This is a genomic window from Actinoallomurus vinaceus, from assembly GCF_039542055.1.
In the GTDB taxonomy this organism is placed as follows: domain Bacteria; phylum Actinomycetota; class Actinomycetes; order Streptosporangiales; family Streptosporangiaceae; genus Actinoallomurus; species Actinoallomurus vinaceus.
The window spans coordinates 530,343-554,486 of sequence record NZ_BAABHK010000004.1 but is presented as its reverse complement, the minus strand read 5'-3'; the positions used below and the strand labels follow the sequence as shown (position 1 = coordinate 554,486).

The following is a 24,144-nucleotide window of genomic DNA, read 5'->3' as shown; positions in this document are numbered from 1 at the left end:
CCCCGCTGGGAGGGCGGGTCAGTTGGCGGCGAGGGCGTCCGCGGCTTCCTTGATTCGGGCCCATCCGAGGCCGACCTCGCCGGCCGTGATGTGGCGGTCCTTGACGAGGTCGGCGAGCCCGTCGAGGTAGCGGGCGAGTTCGAGGAGGGCGGTGGGGTCGTCCTGGAGGGCGGGGAGCTCTGCGACCTTCCTGCGGCTGCGCCGTACGACCTGGGCGGTCTTGAGCGCGGCGAGTGCGCGCTGGTCGGAGTCGTCGGCCGGAGCGTCGTGGCGGACCATGGCCCCTGCTTCCAGTAGGTAGGCGAGAAGTGCCGGGGGGATGCTGGGGGGCAGGGGGGTGGTGGCCATGGTGGTCCTCGCTCTCAATTCCTTGACTGCCTTATGTGGACAAGGTTATGGCGGGCCGTCTGCCATGTCAACACGTCCAGACAACATTGCGATCATGCGCCGCGAACGGCCGGCCGCAGCCGTGCAACCCGCCCGGGTGCCCGTCGTAGTGCTCCAGCTCCCGACGCCACGCCTCCTCGCGTATGCCGTCCAGGACCGCCACGAACTGTCGGCACGAGCAGCGCAACCAGTAGAACCTGCGATGTCGCCTGCGCAGGTGCGCGCCGTTGCTCGACCACGCCTCGTACCGGCTAATCTCGACCGACACCGTGACGTGGTGCAGCTCCTCGACTCCGTCCCCACGGCCGGGGATGCGTTCGGGGAAGCGGCGCGCGATGGCCGGGTTCGCCTCGGCGTATTCACGCCGGAACTGCGCCAGGTCCGCGGCGCTCAGAGCGGCTAGGAAGTACGGCCCGAGGTCGTCGCTGTCCTGCCAGCGTCGCCACTCCGCGAGGAGTGGGCGGTCCGGCTCGTGTACGCAGTCGCCCGGGAACTCCTGGGGCTCGCCGCCCTTGATGGAGATCATGTAGCCGAAGAACGCGGGCTTCGAGCGCCGTACGACCGCCGTGACGACGCCGTGGACACCGAAGGTGAGCTTCACTCGGTCGCCCACCGCGAATGTGCGTGCGCGGCGCACGTTAGATCTCAAGGTGGTCCTTCCTCGGGGTTGTTCAACCGGACTGGAGCAGCCGGCGGCAGGTGATGGTCGGGCAGACGTAGCCGTGCGCCTCGCGGCCGTCAGAGGTCCACCGCTCGTAGCGCACCCACGGCGCGCCGTCCTGCTCGGGATGGCACTCGCACCATGCCTTCGGGTGCGCGTCGCGGCCGTCGCTCGTGAACGTGACGGCTCTGGGCACGCCGAAGGCGCGAATCAGGGCGTCGTGGTCCTCGCGGGCGATGGCGTCCTTGGCTGGTGTGGTGTCCAGGACGTCGTCCGGCCATACGCGATGGGCCAAGATCATGCCGTCGTAGCGGGCTTGGAGCGGTAGGGCTAGGAGCTCGGCCGGGCTGGTGATCGCCGATGCGGCGATCTCGAATAGCTCGGGGCGCTGGCGCTTCCAGCGGGCCCACCGGATTTCCGGGCCGACGCGGACCTGGTCGAGGAGTGCGACGATGCTGAGGTGCTTGTCCGGCGTCTGGTCCTTGGCGGGGTCGAGCAGCGGATGAGGGTACTCCCAGGTGGCCCTGCGATACGCCCAGTGGTCCGGCCCGTACTTATGCAGGGTCATGGTGTTGTGGTAGTCGTCGACGTCGAGCGGGCTCTCCTGGAGCCTCCGCTGGTAGTCGACCGGGAACCAGTACTGCCGCTCGTAGTCGATGTACGAGGCGATCACGCTGGCCTCGACGTCGTTCGGCCGGGCCGCGCTGCCCCGGTCGAAGGACACGAGGTACGGCGTGTTCGGCTTGAGCGGCGCGACGGGTACGCGGAGCTGGGTGAGCGGGTCGTCCCGGTCGGCGTCGTACGGCCATTCGGCGGTGGTCACTGCGGCTCCTTGTTGGTCGGCTGGTGGTACTCGGGCCAGCGCGCGGCGACGTCGGCGGCAACGCGTTCCGCTCGCGGCCGGTCCGCGTCGGTCTCGATGCAGTACTGGTGCTGGCAGGTGCAGCCGACGGGGCCATAGGTGCGGAGTTTGGCGATCGCCTTCACGGCGATCTGGCGGCATTGAGCGCCCAGCTCGGCGTCGTACCGGTCGGCCGTCTCGATGAGCCACTCGACCATCGAGGCGCGGCTTGCGGCGTCGTAGTCGTGGCCGGCCGCCAGCATGATCCGCCGCTGGCGTTCGCGGTCGGCTGCTTCGGCCGCTTCCCTGCGGGCGTAGTAGCTCATGACACTCCTCAGCGGTCGGGGTGGTTGGTCGGTGGATGTCCGGGGGCCGCCGTGGCGCGGCCCCCAGGGGTGGCGAGGGTCAGCCCTCGTGGCGTCGGACCCAGTCCCGTTCGCTGCGCTCTCGGTCGATCGCCGTCGTGAGCACGTCGGCGGCCTCGCGGAGGTCGATCAGGTCGTCCGTCGGCAGGCCGTTGACGGCGTCCGTGAGCTTGTCCAGGTCGCCGCCGTCGACGCCGTCCGCGCCGAGGAGGCGATCGACGAGTTGGGTGATGTCCTCGTCGTGTGCGGGCGTGCTGGTGGTCGGCCGGCGCGCCGCGCGGCGGACCTTGCGCAAGAGCGACGTCAGCTCGTCGGTGCCGCCGTTCCATGCGATTCCGTGCAGGAATCCTCGCTCCCGGTCGGTGAGGCCGTCGAGGCCGTCCAGTGCCTCGTCGATGCGGTTCTTGGCATGTTCGTATGCGCGCCGGGCGGCCTGCTGCCAGAAGTCGTGCTCTTCGTCGCTGATGCCGCCGGGGTGGCTCGGTCCGCTGGAGCGGACCGAGCTGTCGGAGGTCTCAGACACGTACTGCTCCTTCGTTCAGGGTGATGGAGCCCGCCGCCGCGCACTCGCGGAGCAGCCGCCGTACGGCGGTGCGGCGTGACTTGCAGGGGCGGGCGGTGGGGCGGGGCGAGACCTGGGGGCCGACGTGGACCCAGCCGTTGGGCGTCTCCTGAACGCTTCCGAGGTGCAGGCCGTCGGGGGTGTTGACCCGCTGCCAGCCCTCGGCGGCGCGCTCGATCTCGACGCCGAGGACGGTGGTCCGCCAGTAGTGGGCGCCGGTGTCGCAGCACGGGCAGGGCCGGGCCCAGCGGCGCTCGTACCAGTAGTTGGCGTCGCACTTCTGGCAGGTCCGCCAGAGGATGTCCTTGGCGACGACGCGGCGGATGGACTTCGGACGGACGTGCAGCAGGACCGTGTCGTCCTCGCCGCGGTAGGCGAGGGTGTACCGGGTGTCGCCGAAGTAGTCCTCGACCCGGGTGACGCGGAAGAGGATGCCGTGGAAGTCTCGGAAGGAGCCCCGGTAGATGACCAGGCTGTTGACGCGGATGCCGGTGGTGGCCATGGGGGGCTCCTTCGGGGTTGGAGGGCGACATTTTGTCTGCCTTATGTAGACAAGGTTATGATTGGGAGTGATCCCTGTCAATATGTCTGGACAACGTGGTGCTGGGACTCATCCCCGCACGTCAGGAAGCTCTTTCCTTGGCCTCGTCCACCATCGTGTGCGCCTTGCGCAGCGCCTCATCGCGCGACGTGACCTGGTCGATCCTTGCGGCCAGGATCGCGTCGGTCAGGAGGCGCCACGCCCCGGCCTGGCCGAAGGCCTCCGTCAGGACGCACCAGGCGCCCCAGGCGTCGCCGCCCCCGGTGTGGGCCCGGAGGAAGATGCGGGCCGCTGTGTTCGGCGCGATCCGGGCCATCTCGACGCTGGAGATCTGGCCGCTCTCCGTGCCGCTGATCGCGCCGTCCTGCTCAACCCGCTCGGCCTGCGCGCTGCGCTCGGCGCAGCGCGTGGCAGTCGCGGACAGCAGGTCGATCGGCGTGCTGAGCCCGGACTCGGCGACGACGGTGTTCGCCACCTGGGCGATCCGGACCAGCGCGGTCAGGACCTCATCGGCCGCGATCCGCATCTGGAACCGATACCTCCTCGAGCCGGTGGTCTGAAACTCGGTGCCGTGTTCCCAGAACGCCATCGCCGTGCCCTGCGTGAGCGGGTGGCTCGTCCTGAACTCGATCCCTGTCTCGTAGTCGTGCATCTCGCTCTCTCTGGTCGGCGGGCGCGGGCGGCCGGCGGGACAGCTAATCCCGGCAGGCCTGCGCGTCCTCGGCGTCGGCCGTCAGTCGGTCCAGTTCCTCGTCTGCGCCCGTGTCGGCCATGAGTCGGTCGAACTCCTCGGCCGCCCTTGCGTTCGCGTCCTCGGCCGCCGCGGTGCCGCGTCCGTTGCATGCTGGGCACGGGCCGATGCCGGAGTCGTCCGGCGAGAGGAAGTCCGCCGTCTCGCCGGACCCCCAGCACTCGCCGCACAGGCCGTTGTCGCGGGCATGCTGGCCGCCCTCGTCGAGGGAGGTCCCGGTCCAGCCGCAGCTGCATTTCAGGGCCGGAGGCTGGCCGGGCTGCGCCTCGTCGTCGATGGTGTGCGCTTCGAGCAGCTCATCGGCCATCGCGCTGTTCTGGTCGCTCATGATCCGGACTCCACGCGGCGGGTCTGGGCGTCCGACCAACCGTTGATGGCGGCGGCCTCGTAGTCGGACAGGCCGTTCTCCAGGCCCTCGGTAGCGAGTCCGTAGGACTCGATGGTGCGGGTAATCAGCATCCGGGCCTGAGCGCGTGTGGGGTCGGCGTCGAGCAGGCTCCGGTCGTGCTTGGCCGCGATGTACAACGCGGCCCTGACCTCGTCCTCGTCCAGGTTCAACCTTGGGGTGACGATCACGCGGTTGGCTCCTCACTTGAAACCTTGACTACCTAGTGCAGACAAGGTTAAGGGTGTGGGTCGATGCTGTCAACATGTCCGGACAAGCTTGTCAGTGGACGGTTGCGCAGGTCAGCGAAACTTCGGCTGCGCCGTCGGCGTGATCTTCCACCAGCTCTCGGCCTCCTCGGACGCTGCGGCGATGAACCGTACGGCGGCCTGCTGAGCGTCCGGGCCGGCGAAGAGGTAGGTCGTGTAGTCGTTCCCGCCCTGCGTGCCTGCGAGCGTCCCTGCCTCACGGGCCAGACGCGGCAGCACCCGGTGAATCAGGTTGTCGGTCTCCTGGTCAACGGCGTCGCCATGGACGACCGATACCGGATGGATCCCACGGACGGCCAGCTCCGCTTCGGCGATCACCGCCTGGCCGTGCAGGATGTCCGCGAGTTCGCGCGCTCGCTTCAGCGCCGCTTCGTACGCCGCGTCATCCATTGCTGGCCTCCTCGCCGGTCTCGCGCGGGCGGTGGGCGGCCTTGATGGCGGACCGGAGCACTTCCATAGCGACGTCGACTGTGCCCCCGTTGAGCAGGTCGAGCGCGGTCTTGATGAACACCAGGCGCGTCTCGGCCTGCTGCTCTGCCTTCTCGGTGCGCTCGCGCCACGGCGTCGCCCAGTTCGATGGCAGCGGGCCGCCGCCACCAGCGATTGTGCGGATCCATTCCGCGGCCTGGTTCTGCCGCTCGACGCGTTCAGCCAGCGCGCGCCTGTCCCAGCCGAGGTCGGCGACCTCGCGAAGGAGAGTGGCGCGGTCGCGTTCGGCCTCGGTGGCGTCATGGTCCCAGTTCGCGCCGTGACGCTGTCTCGCTTCGCGGGCGCGCTCCATGATCTCGGTCGTGTCGAGAGGCATCCGCTGAAGTTCAGTAATCATCGGTCCTCGCCGGTCGAGGGGGTGGGGGTCCGCAGCCGCCCGTCGATGGCCTTCCGGAGGCCGACGGCATGGTCCCGGAGCACACGCAGTTCGCCAGCCAGCATCTCGTCGACCAGTTGGTCCAGGCGCTCGTCGTCCTCGTTCATGACGGCGAGCAGGGTCTCGGTCTTTGCGCACCGGGTCTCCGCTGACGCCTCGGTCATCGGCCGGTCCACACCCGCAGCAACTCATAGCCGGGGACGAGCACAGCCGTGAAGCAGAGGCCGCGGACCAAGGTGTCCCGCACGATCGATCGCGCCTCGCGCGCGAGACGGCGAGTCATCGACGGCTTCGTCGGCCGTGGCTGCGTTTCGGGCTCGGGGTCGTAGCTGAGCCAGTACAGGGGTTCGGTCGTCGTGGTAGTGGCGAGCGCCATGGTGGCCTCCGCGCAGGGCAGCGATGGTTTCCGCGCGTCTGCCCCGCTAGCTGGCGGGGTGGTATTGCGGAATCCCGTGGAAGATCCACATTGCTACACCACTACTGACGACCGTCCATTTGCGGTCGGCCAGCTCGGCGCCCATCTCGGCGGCGACGTTGACGCCGTAGGACGTGGCCGACCGGGATCCCACGATCGCCACGGACCGCAGGCAGGAGAACCGCAGATCCTCATCGCCGCGCACCCACAGCGCGTACGGCCGCCGGTCTCCGAGATCGTCGAGCTGGGACGGCCATTCCGCGTCTCCCGGGCACACGAGCCGCCCGCCGAGCGCATCGCATTCGGAGAGGAGGCGCTCCGGCTCGGCATCGGGCAGCCGGGCCCGCCACGCGGCGAACCGTCGGCCCGGGTCGCCCCTGCCCGAATCCGCCGGACGGGAATCCGGTGGACAGGAATCCGGAACGGCGTCCGAGTTGATGACGTTTAGCGTTCCGATCGCTCCCTCCGCCGCGAGCAGCCGGCCTAACAGCTCATCGCCGGGCTCTGCGATGCGGGTCAGGAGTGCGCGGGCACGGCGCTCCTCAGCTGAGATCATCGTGTCTCCTTCATGTCAGTGTCCCTGCCAGAGACCGAACGCCTCATCGATCTCACTGGCGCTCGGAGCGTCCTTACCGGCGAGATCGGTGAGGGTCCAGGCGACGCGGACGACTCGGTCGAGGCCGCGTGCGCTGAGCCGTCCGTCGGCCAACGGCTGGTCGAGTGCCGCCAGCGCCCCGTGCGGTGGCGCGAAGCGGCGCCGCAGCTCCCGGCCGGGCACGTCGGCATTGGTGCGCCAGGGCAGGTCCGCCAACCGTTCGCGGGCACGGTCACGGGCGACCAGCACCCGCTCCGCGACCGTCGCGCTGGACTCGGCGACGTGCAGGTCGTACCGCAGGTCCGCACGGGACACCTCTTTGAGCTCCGACTTCAGATCGATCCGGTCGAGCAACGGCCCCGACAGCCGGGCGAGGTACCGCTGCCGGATCGAGGGTGGGCAGGTGCAGTCGCGGTTCTTCGCCGCCGCACACGGGCAGAAGTTGGCCGCCAGCAGCAGCGTGAACCGCGCCGGAAACCGGGCCGTGGCCCCCGACCTGGCGATGACCACCTCTCCCACCTCCAGCGGCTGGCGTAAGGCGTCCAGCACCCCACCGGCGAACTCGGGGCTCTCGTCGAGGAAGAGGACCCCTCGATGCGCCAGCGACACCGCTCCGGGCTGGATGAGCCGGTTGCTCCCGCCACCGACCAGTGCGGCCCGGGACGCGGTGTGGTGCGGAGCGCAGAACGGCGGATCGGTGATCAGCGGTTGGCCGGTCGGGAGACCGCCCGCGACCGAGTGGATCGCGGTGACCTCCAGAGCGGCGTCGTGGTCGAGCTCCGGCAGGAGGGTGGGCAGCCGCTCGGCCAGCATGGTCTTCCCGCACCCGGGCGGGCCGGTCAGCAGGAGGTGGTGGCCGCCGGCGGCGCTGACCTCCAGCACCTTGCGCGCCTCGGCCTGGCCCCGCACGTCGGCCAGGTCGAGATCGCCGCGCCGGGCCCGGGAGCGGGCGGCCAGACCGTTGGGCTGCGGAGGCGTCCCCTCCTCGCCCTCCTCCTCGTCCGGGGGCGGCAGGTCACGGAGCCGGGCCACCAGGGCCCGCAACGTGCGGATCCCGATCACCCGAACCCCGGGCACGAGCGACGCCTCGGCGAGGTTGACCCTCGGCACGACCACCGTCTCGGCGCCCGCGTCGGCCGCCGCGAGCACGGCGGGCAGCACCCCGGCCACGGGGCGGACCCGTCCGTCGAGCCCCAGCTCACCGATCAGCACCATGCCCGCACACGCCTCGGCGGAGAACGCGCCCTCCGCGCCCAACAGGGCCACCGCGATGGCCAACGCGAAAGTCAAGATATGGCATTATTAAGGCCATGCCGCCGCAACGACAGAGCTATGGCCGCGATTGCGTCATGTACCTACGGAAATCCAAGGGCAAGGCTGGGATCACCCGCCAGCGCAAGGAGAACCGCGCCTACGCCGACCGGATCGGCTGGCGGATCGTTGCCGAGTTCGCCGAGCCCGACACAACCGCGTTCGCGAAGATCGGTGAGGAGGATGCGCCCCGGCCGGAGTTCGACAAGATGATCGAGTTCCTCGGCCGCGACGACCGCAACCCTCCGCTGGGCATCCTCGCATGGCACGTCGATCGCCTCAGTCGAAACAGCGGCGAGGTCCGTCCGTTCGCTGCGGTGTGCGTGAAGGGCGGACATCTCGTGGACACGCCCCGCTGCGGTAGCTATGACCTGTCGCTGCCGAACAACCGCAAGCGCTTCCGCGACGACGTGAGCGACGCCGAGGGCGAAGTCGACCACATGATCGAGCGGATCGACGCGCACAAGGCCGAGGCCGCGGCGGAGGGCCGCTGGCTGGGTGGCCGCCGGCCGTTCGGGTTCAAAAAGGACGGCACCCGGCACAGGAGGAGCGAGGCCGCCGCGATCGCGAAGGCATGCAAGGACGTGCTGGCCGGTACGAGCCTGGCGAGTATCGCCAGGGAGTGGAACGCGGCTGAGCTGCGCACGTCGGGCGGGAACGAGTGGGACCCGACAGAGGTCCGCCGGGTGCTGCTGCGGGCCCGGAACGCGGGCCTGATGGTCTGGCGCGGCGAGATCGTCGGTAAGGCGTCGTGGGATCCGATCGTCAAGGAGCGGCAGTGGCGGGCGATGGTGCGCGTGCTGGAGGACCCGGCACGCCGGTCGACGCCGGGCCCGGAGCGGCGATGGCTCGGATCAGGCCTGTATGTGTGCGGCGTGTGCGAGCAGGCGCGGCTGCGGGTGGGTACGGCGAACGGCGGATACCCGACGTACCGGTGCCGAGGGCAGGGCGTGCACGTGTCTCGGGCCGCCGGGCCACTGGATGAATACGTCGGTGAGCACGTCGTCGGGCGGCTGTCCAGGCCGGACGCGCGGGACCTGCTGATGGATGATGACCGGGCGGACCGGGAGGAGCTGGAGGCGCGGCTGCTTGAGTTGCGCGCCGAGCTGCAGGAGGCGGAGTCGACGCCGGCGCGGAGCGTGCGAGAGGCCCGGAAGCTCGCCGAGGTCGCCGATCTGCTGGCGGCGGAGATCACCGAGGTCGAGGGGAAGCTGATCCGGCCGGACCGGGCGGCGATCCTGCGGCACCTGATCGAGGCCGACGACGTGGGGGAGGCGTGGCTGGAAACGCCGCTCGACCGTCAGCAGGCGGTGCTGCGCGCGCTGTTCACGGTGACGATCCACCCGGCGCCGAAGGGGAGGCCGCCGGGCTGGAAGCCGGGCCAGCCTTACTTCCACGCCGAGTCGGTCGCGGTGGAGCCGGTCTAGTCGCCCGGCCGGTCCTCGGGTGGCGTGACGTAGGTGCCGCGCTGCGGCACCGTGTAGACCAGGCCGCGGTCGCGCAGATGCTCGACGGCGCGGCGCACGGTGCCGCGCGCTACGCCCGGGTAGGCCTGCATCAGCGTCTTCTCGGACGGGATCGGACGCCGCGGCCGGAGCTCGCCGGACTCGATGCGTTCGGCGATCGAATCGGCGATCTGCTGGTACACCGGGACCTCGCTGTCCCGATCAAGATCATCCACGCCCACGACCGTAAACGAACAGGGACGTGGCGCTACGTCGCGCTACGTCCCTGGACGTTTATGTACGTACACCCGCCCCCTATGAGCGCCGAGGGCACACCCGCAGGGCGACGGGCTTCCGCACGTCGACGAGGCAGTTCGGCCGGGTTGCCGGAGGTGCTCCCGTGATGGTGATCGCCGGCCTCGGCAGGGTTGACGGTTGCGGCGAGATCGGCAGCGACACCGGTGGCGGCGAGGATGTGATCGAGCCGACGAGGGGAACGATCCGTGTCGTCTCAGCAGGGAAAGTCGACGGCGCCGGTGGTGACGGTACGCCGGGGACGGTCGGCGCCGTCCCGGGCTTCTTCGTACGCCGTGGCGCAGGGCTGGGGCGAGTGGGTGCGGGCGTGATGACCCGTGGAGCGTTCCCGCCGGGTGTGTCGTTGCTGTCGAAGTGGGGGAGGAGGATGACCGCCGTGGCCGCGGCTGCCGTGGCGGTGGTGGTGATCGCGGCGGCGAGGCCGGGGTTCCGGCGGATCGCCGCGGTCGTGGCGGTGGCTGCGAGGGGGATCACGGCGATGACGTGGAATCGGCGCCGCCGGCGTTGGGCCTCTTCGTCGGCGTCAGTGTTCTCGCGCTTCTCGATCTTGATCCTGATGCTCTTCAGCAAGTCCTCTGCCCAGGCCTCCAGTCGTTTCAGGTCGTCGAGTTCGTCAGGCATTCGTCACCCCTTGTAGACAGCGGTGTCTCGGGGCGCGCATTCGCGGGGCTACGCGCTTGTTACTCCGGGTTACATATCGTCGTCGCAGGTGGCCCGCTTGTCACTAGCGTGACGGGTGAGCGTTTTATCACCATTTGAGACAGCGTTTAACTGTCATTTAACAACGGTGAAAATTGACGTAGATCAACTAGCGTCGCGGCGTTCCTCGAACTTCGCCTGGAGCGCGTCGAACTGGGCTTGCAGGTCGCGCAACTGGGCAGCAAGCTCGGCCACGGTCGGCTCCTCTTTCGGAGCTTCGATCTCCGGCAGTTCGCCGAGCGCTTCGGCGGCATCCGCCCGGCCGGCTTGCCGAAGCTGCTCGGCCGTGGCGCCCGAGACCTGCGCCATGCGGGCGAGAGTCTCCGCAGGGGCGCGGACGGGGACGCGGGTCCCGCTGACGGTCTGATAGCCGCTGGTGATCTGCCGCCATCGCGCATCGCTGATGCCGGCGCGTTTTGCGGCCGCACGGGCGGAGAGTCCTGCCCGCTTGAGCGCGGCCGTGATCAGTTGCCCTTCCGGGGGTGGCTCCGGTCGCTCGCTCACGGCCACATCTTCGCACAACTACGCACTACTCGCGCCCTGACTGTAGGTAAGCCTTTCCTGGCCTGCATGACCTAGACATTTGCGCGCAGTACGCGCGTAGTGCTTGCTTCTACGCGCTACCACGCACTATGGTCATGCCATGACGACCTCCCGGAAGCGGCCGAAAACGCCTCTGAATCAAGAACCCGAGGCGGTCACCTACGCACGCACGAAGGCCGGCCTGACCAAACGGCAGCTCGCGGAGAGGGTTGGCATCTCCGAACAGCTCATGGGCGAGATCGAGAGCGGCTGGCGCAACGCCACCCCCGAGAACCTCATCAAGCTCGCCGAGGCGCTGAACTGCCCGTTGGTCGTGCTGGAGCGCAAGCGCGAGGTGACGGCCCGATGAGCCCCACGCCTGCGAAGCAGTCCGGATGGACCTGCATCTGCGGTACCTGGAATGAGTCCAGCCGCACGCGATGCCGCTCCTGTCAGCTCCCAGCCGCGTCGACGGAGATCGCACCCTTCACGTTCCCCGCCACCGGTCAGCCGGTGCGCACGGTGCTCATCGACGGCGAGCCTTGGTTCGTCGCCGCCGACGTGTGCGCCGTGCTCGACCTCGGGAATCCGCGCAGTTCACTCGCGCTGCTGGATGACGACGAGAGGGGTGTCTACAGAGTGGACACCCCTGGTGGCCCGCAGAACGCCACGATCGTCAACGAGGCTGGCCTGTACTCGCTGATCCTGCGCTCCCGCAAGCCCGAGGCCCGCGCATTCAAGCGGTGGGTCACCCACGACGTGCTCCCCGCGATTCGCCGTACCGGCTCGTACGCCGCACCGGCCTTCGAGGTTCCGAAGTCGCTGCCGGACGCGCTGCGCGCATATGCGGCCGAGGTCGAGGCGCACGAGGAGACAAAGCGCCGCGCGGCCGAGCTGGAGGGCCCTGCGCACTCCTGGAACGTCCTCGCCTCGGGGGCCGGGGACTACAGCGTGGCCGACGCGGCGAAGATCCTCTCTCGCGACCCGGCGATCAGCATCGGTGAGCGCCGCCTGTTCACCGAGCTTGCCGTCGCTGCGTGGATCTACCGGGCCCGCAGCGACGGCCGGTGGCGCGCTTACCAGCGCTACGTCGACTCCGGTCGCCTCTCTGAGCTGCCGCAGTCCTACGAGCACCCGCAGACCGGCGAGATCGCTCTCGCGGCCCCGCAGGTCCGCATCACCGTCAAGGGCGTCCGCGAGCTGCACCACCAGCTCGGCGGGGTCGCCCCGGTCCAGTTCGGCGAGCAGCTGTCGATCGGGGGCGCGTGATGGCCTTCACAATCCGCCCCGAGGTCCAGGCCGCCGTCGACGCGATGCCGCCGCTGCGGCCCGAGCAGATCGCCGAGCTGCGGCTGATCCTGCACGACTGGCCGGCGCGCATCCGTGAGCGCGTCGAGGCCCGCCAGCACGCCGCCGACGACGCGGCCTGACGTAGACGGCTCCCGGCCGCCGTCACGGCCGAGAGCCAGGCCCCATCACCACACCAGGAAGGACAGGGCCAATGCCCAGTATCCCCGAGCGCGTCGCCAAGGGCGCGGCGCTCCTCGACGAGAAGCTCCCCGGCTGGCACGACCGCATCGACTTGGACCAGCTTCGTCTGTCCAGCCCGTGTAACTGCATCCTCGGCCAGACCTGGGACGGCGAGGTCGAGCACGGTGACGACCCGTTCTTCCTGCACGCCAACCGGCTGTTCGGCCGTGAGAGCGGCGTGCACGTCGAGGCCGCCCACGGCTTCAACAGCGTCCACAGCGGGAGGGCGGCACGCGAGGAGTTCGGCGAACTGACCGCCGAGTGGCGGCGCATCATCCTCGCCCGCCGAGGCGGTGCCCAATGACCGCCCAGACCAGCCCCGAGGACCTGCTGAAGCCCGGAGAGGTCGCCGCCTACCTCCGCGTCGACCCGAAGACCGTGAGCCGGTGGGCGGCGTCCGGTCGCCTGCCGAGCGTCCGCACCCCGGGCGGCCACCGCCGCTACCGGCGCGCCGACGTCGAGGCCGCGAACGGCCGCTCGCTGAACGACCTGCTCGTCAAGGCGCTGCACACGGCGCAGCGGGTCGCGTTCACCCACGAAGGCGACGTGTTCACGGTCGTCGCGTGGTGCGGCGAGCAGGCGTACACCGGGTCCGCCGAGACGCCGGCCGAGGCGCTGAGCCTCGCGATGCGACAGCTCTCCGCCGCCCGCGCGCAGGCCGACGCCACCGACCAGACCAAGAGCGAGGACCGCTGACATGGGAACCCGAGGCTTCATTACCTTCGTCGCCGGTGGCGTCGAGAAGACCGTCTACAACCACTGCGACAGCTACCCCGACGGGCTCGGCGTCGACGTCTTGAACTGGCTGCGCTTCGCCGCCACCGACGTCCCCGCGCTGCGGGAGAGGGTCGCCGCGCTCCGGGTCGTCGATCCCAACTCGAAACCGACCGCCGAGGACGTCGAGCGCCTCGCCGAGTTCGCCCGCCAGGACGTCGGCAGCAGGAAGCTGGACGACTGGTACGTCCTGCTGCGCGAGACGCAGGGCAAGCCGGGCGCCATGCTTCAGGCGGGCATCATCGAGGACGCGAGCGATTTCCCGCTGGACTCCCTGTTCGCCGAGTACGGCTACGTCGTCGACCTCGACGCGCAGGTCTTCGAGGCGTACGTCGGCTTCCAGCAGGGCCCGCACAGCAAGGGCCGGTTCGCGGGTCGCGGCAGCGAGCAGCACGGCAATAGCGGCCTTGTCAGCGGCGGCTACTACCCGGTCGCGCTGGCGAAGTCCTGGCCGCTGGCCGAGCTGCCGAGCGACAAGGACTTCCTCGCGGCGCTCGGCGAGGACGAGTCGTGACCGCCCCGATGATCCGCCCGGGAACGCCCGGCCCGATCGCCACCACCGCACTCATGCAGCAGCTGAAGGAGCACACCCCGGCGCTGCATCGCGCCGTACTGGCCGGCATCGAACTCGGCGACCGCGCGGCGGCCGCTCTGGTGGACGTGCCGCCGGTGGTCGGCTGGCACCTGGTGGCGCGCGGCGACCGGTTCGTCTACCGGGGCAACGACGCGTCGCTGTGGGGCGAGCCTGGCGAGGTGATCGGCCTCACCGACACCGACTTCCGGTGCCGCGTCCGCTTCGACACCGGTTCGACGCTCGGGTTCGTCGACGAGCACGGCCTGTCCTTCGAGGGCGGTGCCCGATGAGCGCCGTCATGGCCGCCCTGTCCGTCGCCGGGTCCGCCTTTTCGTTCGGTGGCCTGGCCCTGGTCATCCTCCGCTGGTCTGACCTGGAAGCCCGTCATCTCGCCTACGGCCTGTACGCGATCGGGAACTGGCTCAGCTTCATCTACCAGGCGGTCGGCGGCGACCTCGGTTGGGCCGTGTTCGACGGCTCTCTGGCGGCCTTCTACACGTGGCTGTGGTGGCGGGGCCGCCGCAACGGTCGCGGCAAGAGGGTGGCCAAGGAGCTCGGCGCGAAGTCCCGCGCGCGGATCGAAGTCATGGCCCGGCGGATGACGCCGTCACCGATCCCCACCCCGGCAGGTGCCTGATGGGCGCCCCGGCCAGCCCGCGCAGGACGCAGGAGGAGATCCTCGCCCGCCTCGACGCCGTCCGCGAGGACGACATGTTCGGCTTCCGCCGCGAGGTGCTCCTGCCCGCCCTGGAGTTCGAGCACGCCCGATCGTTCCTGAAGCCGGAGACCACGGCCGAGGACTGGAGCGGCGTCCAGGTCTGCGCTGGCGACTGGGAGTCGGCGGCCCGGAGCTACTACGAGTTCGCGCTCGGGAAGATCCGCGACCACCGGGGCATCAGCGCGAGCCGCTCCGTCGAGAAGCTCACCGAATACGCGTGGCTGCTCGGCCGCGACGACGTCATCGCAGCGATGGACGCCGCCGAGTACCCGCAGTACGGCGCGCCGAAGGTCGCCGCGTTCGCCGCCGCGATGGGCCTGGACTGGCCCGACGGCGAGGCGCTCGAGCGGATGGCCAACGGCCTGCCCTGTACCGACGACTGCCACGAGGGGTGCGGCCAGTGAGCACCGAGACCGACCCGATCGCCCAGGACGCCCAGCGGATCGCCGACGCGATGCGGGAGATGTCCGGCCGCGAGCTGACCGACGACGAGCTGGCCGTGCTCGCCGAGGCCGTCGGCGCCGTGCACACCGAGGGGGACGCGTGAGGAAGCTCTGCACCGTCTGCGGCCGCCGGTTCTGGTTCCGCTGCTCGTGCGGGTGGTCGCGATGACCTCGATCGCCGAGGCCGGCGTGTACGACATCGACGCCGACACCTACCACGCCGACCCCGTCCCAGGCGGGTCGCTGTCGAGCAGTGGCGCCCGCAAGCTACTGCCGCCGTCCTGTCCGGCGAAGTTCGCGTACGAGCGTGAGCACGGCGGCGAGCGTCGGTCCGAGTTCGACATCGGCACCGCCGCGCACAAGCTCGTCCTCGGTGTCGGCCCGAAGCTGGAGCGGATCGACGCGAAGGACTGGCGCACGAAGAAAGCCCAGGACAAGCGCGACGAGGCGTACGAGCACGGCGCGGTGCCGCTGCTGACCGCCGAGTACGAGCAGGTTCACGCCATGGCCGACGTGTTGCACCGCGACGACCTGGCACGGGTGCTCCTGGACCCCGACCACGGCCGGCCCGAACAGGCGATCTTCTGGCAGGACACGGAAACCGAGGTGTGGCGGCGCGCCCTGATCGACTGGCTGCCCACGGGCGGCTACGGGCCGCCCACCATCGTCGACTACAAGACCACGACCAGCGCCGACCTGGGCGCGATCCGCAGTTCCGTGCTCCGGTACGGCTACCACCAGCAGGCCGCCTGGTACCTCGACGCCGTCGACAGCGTCGGCTACCCCGACGACACGGCGTTCAAGTTCATCTTCCAGGAGAAGACGCCGCCGTACCTGGTCACGGTCGTCGAGCTCGACCAGCCCGCCCTGCGGGTCGGGTGGCTCCGGAACCGCCGCGCGATCGAGATCTACCGCGATTGCACCGCCGCCGGCATCTGGCCCGGCCATGCCACCGACATCGAAGTCATCTCCCTGCCCCCGTGGGCTGAACGCGCCGAGGAGTACGCGTGACCGAGACGAAGGACCTCGCGCAGGCGGTGGCGATGTTGCAGGCCCGCCTCCCTGAGATCAAGAAGACCCAGACCGCCGACGTCAAGACGGACAAGGCGCGTTACAGCTACACCTACGCCGACCTCGCGCAGATCACCCGCGAGCTGATGCCGATCCTCGGCGAGCTGGGCCTGTCGTTCCTCGCCAAGCCCACGATGATCGAGGGCCGGTTCGTCCTGGCGTACAAGCTGCTGCACGTCTCCGGCGAATCCGAGGACGGCGAGTACCCGCTGCCGACGTCCGGCAGCCCGCAGACGGTGGGGTCGGCGATCACCTACGCGCGCCGGTACTGCCTGTGCGCGGTGACGGGTGTTGCTCCCGAAGACGACGACGACGCCGCACAGGCCGAAGCCGAGCGGAACAGCCAGCGGTCAGCGTGGCGCGCTCCGGCCGCCAACCAGGCACCAGAGGCCACCAGCGATCGCGAGGCCACCAAGCCGCAGCTGCAGAAGCTGCACGCCCTGTTCAGCCAGGCCGAGTGGACCGACAAGGCCGACCGGCTGCGCGCCGCATCGGTGATCGTCGGCCGCGACCTGACGAGCGCGACGGAGATGACCCGCAAGGAGGCTTCCACGGTCATCGACACCCTTCAGCAGATCACGGCCGATCCGGATCCGGCGATACGGCTGTCGGAACTGGTCTCCAACGGCGGCCAGCCGTGAAGCGCCGCGCGGATCTGCGCCGGAAGGCTCCGCTGCCGACCCGCCGCCAGAAGGGGCGTCGGCCGCGGCATACCGGCCCGGACCGGGTCACTCGCGAACTCGTGCTCGAACGCGACCACTACTCCTGCGCACACTGCGGCCGGTCGGTGCTGTACGGCCCGTACAGCCTTCAGCATCGGGTGGCGCGCGGCATGGGCGGCACCACGGACCCGGCGATCAACAGGCCGAGCAACCTCGTCACGCTGTGCGGGTCGGCGACCTCGCCGGGCGGCTGCCACCTCGCGTGCGAAGAGCGAGACCCGGCGATGCGGAAGCTCGGGTTCTGGGTGAAGCGCGGCATCAACCCGGCCGACATCCCCGTCGCTCACGCCGCCTACGGCTGGGTGTTCCTGATGGACGACGGGACGGTGCAGCACCCCGACAGCTGGGGCGGTGTGGCGTGAGCTGGGAGAAGAACTTCGGCGAACAGGTCCGACGCATCCGCAAGGCGCGCGGCATGTCTCAGGAAGACCTCGCCCGCGCACTCGCCGGAACCAGCGTGCCGCGCCACCAGTCGACGATCGCGAAGCTGGAGGCCGCCAGCCGCCCGCTGCGCCTGAACGAGGCATGCGATATCGCCACCGCACTCGGCGCTGACCTGAGCTCGATGCTCGGCGTCGTCGCCAACCCGGACGCGACCGCGATGGCGTACCTGACTCGGATCGCCGAGCTGGAACGCGCCGTGGCCGTTGCTCAGCGCGCACTGGCCAAGGTCGGTGGTGCGAAGTGATCGGCCCGGTCTACTTCGTCGCCTCCCGCGAGGGCCGTCTCGCGCTGGCCGTGCCGGTCGCCCCGTGCAGCTGGTGCGGGACCGCCCTACCCATCGACCACGGCTGCCGGACCGTGCGGGAGCTGTTCCAGCTCACCGGCAACACTCTCGACCCCGCTCACGGCCTGGAGGCGATCCAGACCCGCACGGAAGGACGGCCGGAATGACCGCCAAGCCCCCCACCGAGGCGGCCTTGCACCGGGCCCGTACGGCGCTGCGCCGAGCCGCGTGCGACCTCGGCGTCTACCGCAAGGGCGACGCGCACACCGGCCGCCGCCCCTACGGACAGGCCGGCCGGGATGCGCTCACCCGCACGAGAGAAGTCCTGCGCCACGTCATCGAGCTGGAGGCCGCCTTGGCCGCCGAGCTGGAAAACGAAGCGGCGCCCGCTGCAACGGACGCCGCCTCTGACCCCGAAGGGATTCACCATGTCTGAGTCTACGTACACGATCCCCGCTCTGCGGGATCAGGCCGAGCGGATGCGTGCCCGCGCCGCCGACATCCGCCGTGCGGCCAAGGAGAACGCGGAGACCGAGCTGGCCGCCGTGCGCGACCGGGTCAACGAGGTGCTGCAGCGCGCGGAGTACGACGCCGAGCAGTGCGACCTGGCCGCCGCCGAGCTGGACGCGATCGCGGAGGCGAAACTGGCCACCCGCCCGCAGCCGGTCGCGGGCCAGTCGCCGACGGCGCCGGACCCGTACCGGCCCGGCACGCCCGCGCAGGACGGGGGCGACCGTGGCTGATCGCATCATGCACGGCACGCCCGCCGGCGACTTCCACACCTGGGTCGATCCCTCGGCCGGGCCGTGCCCGAACTGCGAGTGCTGCACGGAGCGGCTGTGCGAGCGCGGCCGGAAGCACGCCTTCGGCTGCCTCGGGGTCGCGACTTCCGGGCGGGAGCTGGTCCGGGACTGCCCGTGCAGCGCCGAGACGACCGAGGGCACCGAGGCGCACCGGGCGGCCATGAGCCGCGCCGCGAACGCAGCCGCCAAGCGCGGCCAGGGCCACACGCGGGTCCGTGACCGTGCCCGCACCCAGCTCGTCCACCGCTACCCGGACGAGTACGCCGAACTCATCGCCGCCCAGGGCAAGCACCCGCGCCGCTGGGACCGCGCCCGTGCCGAGCTGGCCCGCCGCCACGAGCAGGAGTTCCGGCGGCTCATGACCGACGAATTCGCCAAGCAGGCCCTGGAGGAGTCGTGAGGGCCTGCACTGTCCCCGGCTGCAACGCCGAGCACCTGGCGCGGAACTACTGCTACGTCCACTACTGGCGCTGGTACCGCTACGGCACCCCCACCCCGGCTGTTCTGCCGTCGCGGGACGTCGACGAGATCGCCGTCGAACGTGCCGTCGCCGGGGACCCGCCCGAACACCTCACCTTCGCCGAGCGGGAGCTGGTCGTCCGCGCCCTGCACGCCCGGAAGATGCCCGACCCCTGGATCGCCGAGCACCTCGACATCGGCCCGTACGGCGTCCGCTCGATCCGGCAGCGGCTCGGCCTGCCGCCCGTGACCCGAGGAAGGCCGATCGCCGCATGACCACCACCGACCAGACCCCCGCCGGGACGGACGTCGTCCCGGCGGGCCCCGCCATCGCTCGAGCCCTCCGCCGCGCCCGCCGGCGCCGCCGCATCGAGATCTGGCGGTACCGCCTCGCCGTCCGCGTCGGCGGCCCGCTGTTCCGTGAGGAGTCCCTCGAGCTCGACCGGCTCCGCGCCAAGGCGCGCGCTCTCACTGCCACCTGGGACACCGACATCGCCGGACAGCAGGCCTGGCGCGATTTCTGGCACAGCCACGGCGTCCACGGCCTATCCAACGTCGCCCGCGGCCGCATCCGGCAGCTCCGCGACTGCGCCGACGAACTCCGCGCCCTCCTGGAGGAGATGTGAAGCCCCGCGTCATCGGCCTGGACCTGTCGCTCACCGGAACCGGCATCGCCGACTTCGCCCACGACGGCCAGGTCATCACCAAGACGATCCGCAGCACGCCGTACGGCAATACCGTCGACAGCCAGAACGCCCGGCTTCGCCACATCGGCCGCGAGGTCACGGAGTTCATCGCCTTCATGGGCCCGCACCCGGCCCTCGTCGTCGTCGAGGGCCCCTCCTACGGGTCCAAGGGCGCCGGAACGTGGGATCGGGCCGGGCTGTGGTGGCTGGTCGTCGACCGCATCCTGTCGCAGCCGAACTGGCCGCTCGCCGTCGTCCCGCCGGCCGTGCTGAAGAAGTACGCCACAGGCAGGGGGAACGCCGACAAGACCGCCATGGCCGTCGCCGTCCAGAAGCGCTGGGGCGTCGAGCTCGGCGACGACAACAAGGTCGACGCCTGGTGGCTCGGCGCGATGGGCCGCGAACATCTCGGCCTGCCGTTCGTCGACCTGCCGAAGGCGCAGCGTGAGGCGCTCGCCAAGGTCGCATGGCCGGAGGTGGCACCGTGCTGACCCTCTACGACGAGTTCGCCGGCGCGGGTGGCTCGACTCAGGGCGCCGCGGCCGTACCCGGCGTGAAGCCGATCCAGGCCGCGAACCACAACCCACTCGCGCTGGAGACCCACGGCGCGAACTATCCCGGCGTCGACCACATTCTCGGCGACGTCCTCGACATGCGCATCACCCGCTTCGCGCGCGCTGACATCTTCTGGGCGTCCCCGGCATGCCCGCCGTGGACCGACGCCCGCGGCAAGAAGCGGGACTTCGACAAGTCGACCTATCAGACGCTCGACGGGATGCCCGATGACGGCACCGGCCCGGACGAGCAGACGATGCGCGCGCGCAAGCTCATGGAGGAGATCCCCCGCTACCTCCGCCACTGGGCAGACCGCGGACAGCCCGTGCTCGCAGGCGTCGTCGAGAACGTCATCCAGTGCCGCAAGTGGGCTGAATGGCGCCGCTGGCTGCATGAGGGGATCCAGTCGCTCGGCTACGAGACCCGCCTCATCGCGTACAACTCCATGCACGCCAACGCGCCCCGCTCCCAGCGCGCGCCGCAGAGCCGTGACCGGCTGTACGTGGCGTACTGGCTCAAGGCCCTCGGCCGGCGCCCGGACTGGGACAAATGGCTCCGGCCGCACGCGTACTGCCCGAGCTGCGACCAGGTCATCGACGCGCTTCAGGTCTTCAAGAACCCCGCAAATGACATGGGCCGGTACGGCCGCCACGGCCAGTACGTCTACAAGTGCCCATCGCACGCCTGCCGGGGGCAGATCGTCGAGCCTGAGGCGCTGCCCGCACTGACGGCGATCGACTGGTCCATCGCCGGTATCCCGATCGGCGAGCGCGAAGAGCACGGCCTGGAGCCGCTGGCGCCGAACACCATCGCGCGCGTCCGGGCCGGGTTCAAGAAGCACGCCATCCCGCTGCTGTCCCCGGCAGGCGGCACCTGGCGCGACAAGGCCGTCCCAGTCGACGAGCCGATGCCCACACGGCTGACCCGCGAGAGCGACGGCGTGGCCGTGCCGCCGTTGCTCATCCCGTACTACAGCGGGAATGCCGCACACCCGGTGAGTGAGCCGACCGGCACCCTGACCACGAAGGCTCACTACGGCGTGACGACGCCACCGTCGCTGATGGTGCCCGTCGAGGGTCGGCCCGGGAAGACGGCCGCGCCGGCCAACCAGCCGATGCGGACCCAGACCGCACGCAACGAGACCGGCATCGCGTACCTGCCGTTCCTCGTGTCCCTGCGTGGAGGCGGCGACAAGGACCGCGCCCGCAGCATCGACGAGGCGCTCAGCACCGTCACGGCCAGCGGGAACCACCACGGTCTCGCGCTGCCCGAGCCGATGTTCGATGTCCCGGCGATGGTCGTCCGAAACAACGGCAGCCGGGGAGACGGCGGCGAGCACTGCACACCCGTCTCCGAGCCGCTGCGCACGATGACGACCAAGGGCCACCAGTCCTTGATCACCTGGGAGCACCTGCTCGTGCCGTACTACACCAACGGCACCGCCCGCCCGGTCACCGACCCGGTCGGCACGCTGTCCACCCGCGACCGGTACGCCCTGGCCACCGCAGCCGAGCAGATCGACATCAACGAGGTCCGGTTCCGGATGTTGGAGCCGCACGAGATCCAGCGCGCCATGGCGTTCGCCGACGACTACATCATCTGCGGCACCGCCAAGCGCGATCGCGTCCGGCAGCTTGGCAATGCCGTCACCCCGCCGGTCGCCGAGCTCATCGTCTCCGCCCTCGTCGAGGCCATCACGGGCGAAGACCTGGAGGTGGCCTGATGCCCGCCCCGCTGCCGCTCGTCACCGCCCTACGCGAGGAACGCCGCCGCCAAGGCCTCACCCAGGCCGAGGTCGCCTGCCGCGCCGGATACACCCGCAGCAGCATCGGCGGCTACGAGACCGGCTCTGACGACCCCAGCATGACCGGCCTCATCTGCTGGGCCGGCGCCCTCGGCCTACAGGTCGCCTTCTACCCGCCGCTGCCCGGCCTGCCGCCGCCACCTCCGCCGCCGGAGCTGTCGCCGGAGGTGGCGGAGCTGATGCAGGAACTGATCCACACCCTCGCCGAAGCCCTCGGCGTGGCGAACAACACGACAGAAGAGGAACGCCCATGAGCGACGCCAAGCTGACCAGCTCCCTGCCGAAGGGAGACGCGAACGGCCTCGGCCCGATCGTCACCGACCTGGTCACCAACCCGCATGAGCTGCATGTCGTGCTCGCCATCGTCGACTGCAAGAAGATCACCACCGATTCCGACACCGGCGAGGTCGTGCCCACCGTCCGCATCCGCCGCATCGAGGCGCTGCTGAACGACGACCTGACCAAGGCCCGGCGGCTCATGGAGCGGGCGCTGGAGAAGCGCACCGGCAAGACCGTGCTCCCGCTGACGCTCGAGGACGAGCTGCGTGAGGCGTTCGTGAAGCCCGACGAAGACGCAACCGAGTGACCAACCCTCTGCCGCCAGAGCGAGCCCGGTACGCCGCCGGGCTCGCCCGCCGCATCACCGGACAGGACGACGACTGACATGGCCCATGGCGAGATCTACGTGCAGCTGTCGGTGAACTTCGCCGACGACCCGAAGGTCCGCGCGCTCGCGCGGTACGGCCGGGACGCTCGCCGTGCCCGAGATCTCTACGTGCAGATGATCTGCTACTGCAAGGAGAACCTGACCGACGGCCTCGTGCCGGCCGAGCAGATCGGGGTCCTCGCCTACCCCGACCCTCCGAAGGTCGGGGAGAAGGACGCTGAGCGGCTCGCCGAGGTTGGGCTGATCCAGCGCCGCGGCGCCTCCTGGTATGTGGCTGCCTTCTTGAAGCGGAACCGCAGCCGTCAGGCCGTGCGGGACCGGTCGGAGGAGAAGAAGCGCTCGGGCGCGAAGGCCAATCACGTCCGTTGGCACGTCGAGCGCGGGGTCACCAAGCCGGACTGCGAGTGGTGCCAGAACGGATCCGATTCGGATCCCAAACCGGATGACGGTGGGACCCATGACAACGATGCAACAAACGTAAGTGATCACTTGGTAAACGGTCACGGATCGATAACGGGCGCATCGCCGACGTTGCCCGTTACTGAAACGAGATCACAGGAAATTGGTAACCGTACGGAGTCGTCCCAGCGTAGGGCAGTTGAGGGTCATCCCAAGTCGGATCCGCTTCGGACTCCGACCGGAATCCACATAGGTCATAGGTCAGAGGACATAGGTCATAGGTCAATTCCGTCGGATCCTTCGGATCCGCCTCCCCCCAGCCCCCATCCGACCGGATCCGCCCCCGATCCGACGGCCGGCGCACAGGCGGAGGGGGAGGAGGGCCAGAGCCAGATCAACGACCTCGACCTGATCCGTCAGGTGCGCGAACTCCGCCCCGACTGGACCACCGCATCCATCACCCGCGCCCTGAATCGGTCCGAGGTCCTCGAGCGTCCCGCCGCGCTCCGGGCGGCCGCCATGCTCGCCGTCGCCCGGGACCCCGCCAGCCAGCACCCCGGCCGCCTCGCCCACGACGGCCCTTGGTGGACGATCCGCCTCGCCGCCGAGCGCCCGCCCCGGCCGGCCTGGTGCGGCGAATGCGACGAGCGCACCCGCCAGGTCGAGGTCGACGGCGTGATCCACCGCTGCCCGCTCTGCCACCCCCTCCGAAACGAGGAAGCCTCATGACCAGCGCGCAGGCATGCCGTACGAACGCTCTGGCACGCCAGGCCGCGCAGGCCCCCACCGAGGCCGACCTGTGTCCGTGCGGATCCGGGTCGCTGAAGAACCGCTGCCCACCGTGCCTGGAGCAGCAGAACGACCCGATGGGCGCACTCGCTAAGGGCGTCACCCGGATCATCGAGCGGATCCGCGCCCAGCGAACCGCCGAGCGAGACGCCGCCTACGAGGCGTGGAAGACCGCGCACGCCCCCCAGCCCGAACAGCTTGAGATCGGAGCCTGACCATGGCCGCCCAACCCGCTGCGTGCCTGCTTCACGCCGACATCCACGTCATGGAGCAGACCTGCTGGAACGCCGCCATCGACTGGTACGCCGCGCACTGGGACATGCCGCCGGCCGAGCAGCGCAACGCCTACCAGGCCGCCGTGGAACGCCGCATGCTCGACCAGATCCGCATCGGCCACGCCGTCGACCACGCGGTGCGCCCCGCGATCGACCGGGCCATCGAACGCGACCACAGCCTGTGCGGTGCCGAGCCGTGCAGCGACTGCCGGTAGGTGA

The 24,144-nt window shown here is 70.2% G+C and carries 45 protein-coding genes and 1 pseudogene; 29 read left to right on the top strand and 17 right to left on the bottom strand.

All coding sequences use genetic code 11. The features are described from left to right. Window positions 1-18 precede the first annotated feature (18 nt). The 15 genes from ABEA24_RS18020 to ABEA24_RS17950 form a co-directional block, all read right to left on the bottom strand. Window positions 19-348 (bottom strand): hypothetical protein, encoded by a 330-nt coding sequence (locus ABEA24_RS18020; protein WP_345432024.1) that lies wholly within the window; start codon window positions 346-348, stop codon window positions 19-21. A 67-nt stretch (window positions 349-415) separates the two neighbouring features. Continuing rightward, the gene (locus ABEA24_RS18015; protein WP_345432023.1) at window positions 416-1,000 is read right to left on the bottom strand and encodes a hypothetical protein; all 585 of its coding nucleotides are present in this window, start codon (window positions 998-1,000) and stop codon (window positions 416-418) included. A 58-nt stretch (window positions 1,001-1,058) separates the two neighbouring features. Then, a complete protein-coding gene (locus ABEA24_RS18010) occupies window positions 1,059-1,871 on the bottom strand; it encodes a hypothetical protein (RefSeq protein ID WP_345432022.1) in 813 nt (270 codons plus the stop codon). Then, the gene (locus ABEA24_RS18005; RefSeq protein ID WP_345432020.1) at window positions 1,868-2,215 is read right to left on the bottom strand and encodes a hypothetical protein; all 348 of its coding nucleotides are present in this window, start codon (window positions 2,213-2,215) and stop codon (window positions 1,868-1,870) included. Before ABEA24_RS18005 ends, ABEA24_RS18010 begins: the two co-directional genes overlap by 4 nt. Window positions 2,216-2,294: 79 nt before the next feature. After that, window positions 2,295-2,777, bottom strand: coding sequence for a hypothetical protein (locus ABEA24_RS18000; RefSeq protein ID WP_345432018.1), 483 nt, complete (start codon window positions 2,775-2,777; stop codon window positions 2,295-2,297). After that, window positions 2,770-3,318 carry a hypothetical protein gene (locus ABEA24_RS17995; protein WP_345432017.1) on the bottom strand — a complete coding sequence of 183 codons (549 nt, stop codon included), beginning with the start codon at window positions 3,316-3,318 and terminating at the stop codon, window positions 2,770-2,772. The genes ABEA24_RS18000 and ABEA24_RS17995 overlap by 8 nt, the downstream gene beginning before the upstream one ends. A 121-nt stretch (window positions 3,319-3,439) precedes the next feature. After that, the gene (locus tag ABEA24_RS17990; RefSeq protein ID WP_345432016.1) at window positions 3,440-4,009 is read right to left on the bottom strand and encodes a hypothetical protein; all 570 of its coding nucleotides are present in this window, start codon (window positions 4,007-4,009) and stop codon (window positions 3,440-3,442) included. Window positions 4,010-4,052: 43 nt separating this feature from the next. Beyond that, entirely contained in the window at window positions 4,053-4,436 is a 384-nt protein-coding gene (locus ABEA24_RS17985; RefSeq protein WP_345432015.1) for a hypothetical protein, read from the bottom strand. Next, window positions 4,433-4,684, bottom strand: coding sequence for a hypothetical protein (locus tag ABEA24_RS17980; RefSeq protein WP_345432014.1), 252 nt, complete (start codon window positions 4,682-4,684; stop codon window positions 4,433-4,435). The genes ABEA24_RS17985 and ABEA24_RS17980 overlap by 4 nt, the downstream gene beginning before the upstream one ends. Window positions 4,685-4,795: 111 nt before the next feature. Then, the gene (locus tag ABEA24_RS17975; protein ID WP_345432013.1) at window positions 4,796-5,152 is read right to left on the bottom strand and encodes a hypothetical protein; all 357 of its coding nucleotides are present in this window, start codon (window positions 5,150-5,152) and stop codon (window positions 4,796-4,798) included. Further along, window positions 5,145-5,567, bottom strand: coding sequence for a hypothetical protein (locus ABEA24_RS17970; RefSeq protein WP_345432012.1), 423 nt, complete (start codon window positions 5,565-5,567; stop codon window positions 5,145-5,147). Before ABEA24_RS17970 ends, ABEA24_RS17975 begins: the two co-directional genes overlap by 8 nt. Before the next feature lie 17 nt (window positions 5,568-5,584). Beyond that, a complete protein-coding gene (locus ABEA24_RS17965; protein ID WP_345432010.1) occupies window positions 5,585-5,791 on the bottom strand; it encodes a hypothetical protein in 207 nt (68 codons plus the stop codon). Then, entirely contained in the window at window positions 5,788-6,003 is a 216-nt protein-coding gene (locus tag ABEA24_RS17960) for a hypothetical protein (RefSeq protein ID WP_345432009.1), read from the bottom strand. The genes ABEA24_RS17965 and ABEA24_RS17960 overlap by 4 nt, the downstream gene beginning before the upstream one ends. A 46-nt stretch (window positions 6,004-6,049) precedes the next feature. Continuing rightward, window positions 6,050-6,598, bottom strand: coding sequence for a DNA-processing protein DprA (locus tag ABEA24_RS17955; protein ID WP_345432008.1), 549 nt, complete (start codon window positions 6,596-6,598; stop codon window positions 6,050-6,052). A gap of 15 nt (window positions 6,599-6,613) precedes the next feature. Beyond that, window positions 6,614-7,927, bottom strand: coding sequence for a YifB family Mg chelatase-like AAA ATPase (locus ABEA24_RS17950; protein ID WP_345432007.1), 1,314 nt, complete (start codon window positions 7,925-7,927; stop codon window positions 6,614-6,616). A 59-nt stretch (window positions 7,928-7,986) separates the two neighbouring features. Between ABEA24_RS17950 and ABEA24_RS17945 the strand changes: the two genes are divergently transcribed. Next, window positions 7,987-9,375: a recombinase family protein gene (locus ABEA24_RS17945; RefSeq protein ID WP_345432006.1), complete on the top strand. Its 1,389-nt coding sequence runs from the start codon at window positions 7,987-7,989 to the stop codon at window positions 9,373-9,375. Here ABEA24_RS17945 and ABEA24_RS17940 read toward each other — a convergent pair. Next, the gene (locus ABEA24_RS17940; RefSeq protein WP_345432005.1) at window positions 9,372-9,629 is read right to left on the bottom strand and encodes a GntR family transcriptional regulator; all 258 of its coding nucleotides are present in this window, start codon (window positions 9,627-9,629) and stop codon (window positions 9,372-9,374) included. The genes ABEA24_RS17945 and ABEA24_RS17940 overlap by 4 nt on opposite strands. Window positions 9,630-9,793: 164 nt before the next feature. On the opposite strand from ABEA24_RS17940, the gene ABEA24_RS17935 reads away from it, so the two are divergent. Then, on the top strand, window positions 9,794-10,345 hold the full coding sequence (locus ABEA24_RS17935) for a hypothetical protein (protein ID WP_345432004.1): 552 nt from the start codon (window positions 9,794-9,796) through the stop codon (window positions 10,343-10,345). A 167-nt stretch (window positions 10,346-10,512) separates the two neighbouring features. Here ABEA24_RS17935 and ABEA24_RS17930 read toward each other — a convergent pair whose 3' ends face one another. Then, entirely contained in the window at window positions 10,513-10,911 is a 399-nt protein-coding gene (locus ABEA24_RS17930; protein WP_345432003.1) for a hypothetical protein, read from the bottom strand. Window positions 10,912-11,050: 139 nt separating this feature from the next. Here ABEA24_RS17930 and ABEA24_RS17925 point away from each other — a divergent pair, with 139 nt between their 5' ends. The 27 genes and pseudogenes from ABEA24_RS17925 (at window position 11,051) to ABEA24_RS17795 (ending at window position 24,140) form a co-directional block, all read left to right on the top strand. Then, complete coding sequence (locus ABEA24_RS17925; protein WP_345432002.1) at window positions 11,051-11,299, top strand: helix-turn-helix domain-containing protein; 249 nt, start codon at window positions 11,051-11,053, stop codon at window positions 11,297-11,299. A gap of 143 nt (window positions 11,300-11,442) precedes the next feature. Further along, the gene (locus ABEA24_RS17920) at window positions 11,443-12,198 is read left to right on the top strand and encodes a phage antirepressor (RefSeq protein WP_345432001.1); all 756 of its coding nucleotides are present in this window, start codon (window positions 11,443-11,445) and stop codon (window positions 12,196-12,198) included. Continuing rightward, complete coding sequence (locus ABEA24_RS17915) at window positions 12,198-12,359, top strand: hypothetical protein (protein ID WP_345432000.1); 162 nt, start codon at window positions 12,198-12,200, stop codon at window positions 12,357-12,359. The genes ABEA24_RS17920 and ABEA24_RS17915 overlap by 1 nt, the downstream gene beginning before the upstream one ends. A gap of 71 nt (window positions 12,360-12,430) precedes the next feature. Beyond that, the gene (locus tag ABEA24_RS17910) at window positions 12,431-12,763 is read left to right on the top strand and encodes a hypothetical protein (protein WP_345431999.1); all 333 of its coding nucleotides are present in this window, start codon (window positions 12,431-12,433) and stop codon (window positions 12,761-12,763) included. After that, window positions 12,760-12,924, top strand: a pseudogene (locus ABEA24_RS17905) (BldC family transcriptional regulator); the annotation flags it as partial. The gene ABEA24_RS17910 and the pseudogene ABEA24_RS17905, both read left to right, overlap by 4 nt. Window positions 12,925-13,156: 232 nt before the next feature. Then, a complete protein-coding gene (locus ABEA24_RS17900; RefSeq protein ID WP_345431998.1) occupies window positions 13,157-13,747 on the top strand; it encodes a hypothetical protein in 591 nt (196 codons plus the stop codon). Beyond that, window positions 13,744-14,097: a hypothetical protein gene (locus ABEA24_RS17895; protein WP_345431997.1), complete on the top strand. Its 354-nt coding sequence runs from the start codon at window positions 13,744-13,746 to the stop codon at window positions 14,095-14,097. The genes ABEA24_RS17900 and ABEA24_RS17895 overlap by 4 nt, the downstream gene beginning before the upstream one ends. Continuing rightward, on the top strand, window positions 14,094-14,444 hold the full coding sequence (locus ABEA24_RS17890; protein ID WP_345431996.1) for a hypothetical protein: 351 nt from the start codon (window positions 14,094-14,096) through the stop codon (window positions 14,442-14,444). Before ABEA24_RS17895 ends, ABEA24_RS17890 begins: the two co-directional genes overlap by 4 nt. Continuing rightward, window positions 14,444-14,929, top strand: a complete 486-nt coding sequence (locus tag ABEA24_RS17885; RefSeq protein WP_345431995.1) for a hypothetical protein — start codon at window positions 14,444-14,446, stop codon at window positions 14,927-14,929. The genes ABEA24_RS17890 and ABEA24_RS17885 overlap by 1 nt, the downstream gene beginning before the upstream one ends. Further along, the gene (locus tag ABEA24_RS17880; RefSeq protein WP_345431994.1) at window positions 14,926-15,072 is read left to right on the top strand and encodes a hypothetical protein; all 147 of its coding nucleotides are present in this window, start codon (window positions 14,926-14,928) and stop codon (window positions 15,070-15,072) included. The genes ABEA24_RS17885 and ABEA24_RS17880 overlap by 4 nt, the downstream gene beginning before the upstream one ends. A 61-nt stretch (window positions 15,073-15,133) precedes the next feature. After that, entirely contained in the window at window positions 15,134-15,979 is an 846-nt protein-coding gene (locus ABEA24_RS17875) for a PD-(D/E)XK nuclease-like domain-containing protein (RefSeq protein WP_345431993.1), read from the top strand. Continuing rightward, window positions 15,976-16,680 (top strand): ERF family protein, encoded by a 705-nt coding sequence (locus ABEA24_RS17870; protein WP_345431992.1) that lies wholly within the window; start codon window positions 15,976-15,978, stop codon window positions 16,678-16,680. Before ABEA24_RS17875 ends, ABEA24_RS17870 begins: the two co-directional genes overlap by 4 nt. After that, window positions 16,677-17,123, top strand: coding sequence for an HNH endonuclease (locus ABEA24_RS17865; RefSeq protein WP_345431991.1), 447 nt, complete (start codon window positions 16,677-16,679; stop codon window positions 17,121-17,123). The genes ABEA24_RS17870 and ABEA24_RS17865 overlap by 4 nt, the downstream gene beginning before the upstream one ends. Beyond that, window positions 17,120-17,449 carry a helix-turn-helix domain-containing protein gene (locus tag ABEA24_RS17860; protein ID WP_345431990.1) on the top strand — a complete coding sequence of 110 codons (330 nt, stop codon included), beginning with the start codon at window positions 17,120-17,122 and terminating at the stop codon, window positions 17,447-17,449. Before ABEA24_RS17865 ends, ABEA24_RS17860 begins: the two co-directional genes overlap by 4 nt. Then, window positions 17,446-17,655 carry a hypothetical protein gene (locus tag ABEA24_RS17855; protein WP_345431989.1) on the top strand — a complete coding sequence of 70 codons (210 nt, stop codon included), beginning with the start codon at window positions 17,446-17,448 and terminating at the stop codon, window positions 17,653-17,655. Before ABEA24_RS17860 ends, ABEA24_RS17855 begins: the two co-directional genes overlap by 4 nt. Continuing rightward, window positions 17,652-17,924: a hypothetical protein gene (locus ABEA24_RS17850; RefSeq protein WP_345431988.1), complete on the top strand. Its 273-nt coding sequence runs from the start codon at window positions 17,652-17,654 to the stop codon at window positions 17,922-17,924. Before ABEA24_RS17855 ends, ABEA24_RS17850 begins: the two co-directional genes overlap by 4 nt. After that, window positions 17,917-18,231 (top strand): hypothetical protein, encoded by a 315-nt coding sequence (locus ABEA24_RS17845; protein ID WP_345431987.1) that lies wholly within the window; start codon window positions 17,917-17,919, stop codon window positions 18,229-18,231. Before ABEA24_RS17850 ends, ABEA24_RS17845 begins: the two co-directional genes overlap by 8 nt. After that, window positions 18,224-18,691: a hypothetical protein gene (locus tag ABEA24_RS17840; RefSeq protein WP_345431986.1), complete on the top strand. Its 468-nt coding sequence runs from the start codon at window positions 18,224-18,226 to the stop codon at window positions 18,689-18,691. The genes ABEA24_RS17845 and ABEA24_RS17840 overlap by 8 nt, the downstream gene beginning before the upstream one ends. After that, on the top strand, window positions 18,688-19,026 hold the full coding sequence (locus ABEA24_RS17835) for a hypothetical protein (RefSeq protein ID WP_345431985.1): 339 nt from the start codon (window positions 18,688-18,690) through the stop codon (window positions 19,024-19,026). Before ABEA24_RS17840 ends, ABEA24_RS17835 begins: the two co-directional genes overlap by 4 nt. Next, on the top strand, window positions 19,023-19,376 hold the full coding sequence (locus ABEA24_RS17830) for a hypothetical protein (protein ID WP_345431984.1): 354 nt from the start codon (window positions 19,023-19,025) through the stop codon (window positions 19,374-19,376). The genes ABEA24_RS17835 and ABEA24_RS17830 overlap by 4 nt, the downstream gene beginning before the upstream one ends. Next, the gene (locus tag ABEA24_RS17825) at window positions 19,373-19,927 is read left to right on the top strand and encodes a hypothetical protein (protein WP_345431983.1); all 555 of its coding nucleotides are present in this window, start codon (window positions 19,373-19,375) and stop codon (window positions 19,925-19,927) included. Before ABEA24_RS17830 ends, ABEA24_RS17825 begins: the two co-directional genes overlap by 4 nt. Then, entirely contained in the window at window positions 19,921-21,714 is a 1,794-nt protein-coding gene (locus ABEA24_RS17820; protein ID WP_345431982.1) for a DNA cytosine methyltransferase, read from the top strand. The genes ABEA24_RS17825 and ABEA24_RS17820 overlap by 7 nt, the downstream gene beginning before the upstream one ends. Further along, window positions 21,714-22,049, top strand: a complete 336-nt coding sequence (locus ABEA24_RS17815; RefSeq protein WP_345431981.1) for a helix-turn-helix domain-containing protein — start codon at window positions 21,714-21,716, stop codon at window positions 22,047-22,049. Before ABEA24_RS17820 ends, ABEA24_RS17815 begins: the two co-directional genes overlap by 1 nt. Beyond that, complete coding sequence (locus ABEA24_RS17810; RefSeq protein WP_345431980.1) at window positions 22,046-22,381, top strand: hypothetical protein; 336 nt, start codon at window positions 22,046-22,048, stop codon at window positions 22,379-22,381. Before ABEA24_RS17815 ends, ABEA24_RS17810 begins: the two co-directional genes overlap by 4 nt. Window positions 22,382-22,459: 78 nt before the next feature. Then, window positions 22,460-23,590, top strand: coding sequence for a hypothetical protein (locus ABEA24_RS17805; RefSeq protein WP_345431979.1), 1,131 nt, complete (start codon window positions 22,460-22,462; stop codon window positions 23,588-23,590). Further along, window positions 23,587-23,865: a hypothetical protein gene (locus tag ABEA24_RS17800; RefSeq protein WP_345431978.1), complete on the top strand. Its 279-nt coding sequence runs from the start codon at window positions 23,587-23,589 to the stop codon at window positions 23,863-23,865. Before ABEA24_RS17805 ends, ABEA24_RS17800 begins: the two co-directional genes overlap by 4 nt. A gap of 2 nt (window positions 23,866-23,867) precedes the next feature. Then, entirely contained in the window at window positions 23,868-24,140 is a 273-nt protein-coding gene (locus tag ABEA24_RS17795; RefSeq protein ID WP_345431977.1) for a hypothetical protein, read from the top strand. Window positions 24,141-24,144: the final 4 nt, after the last annotated feature.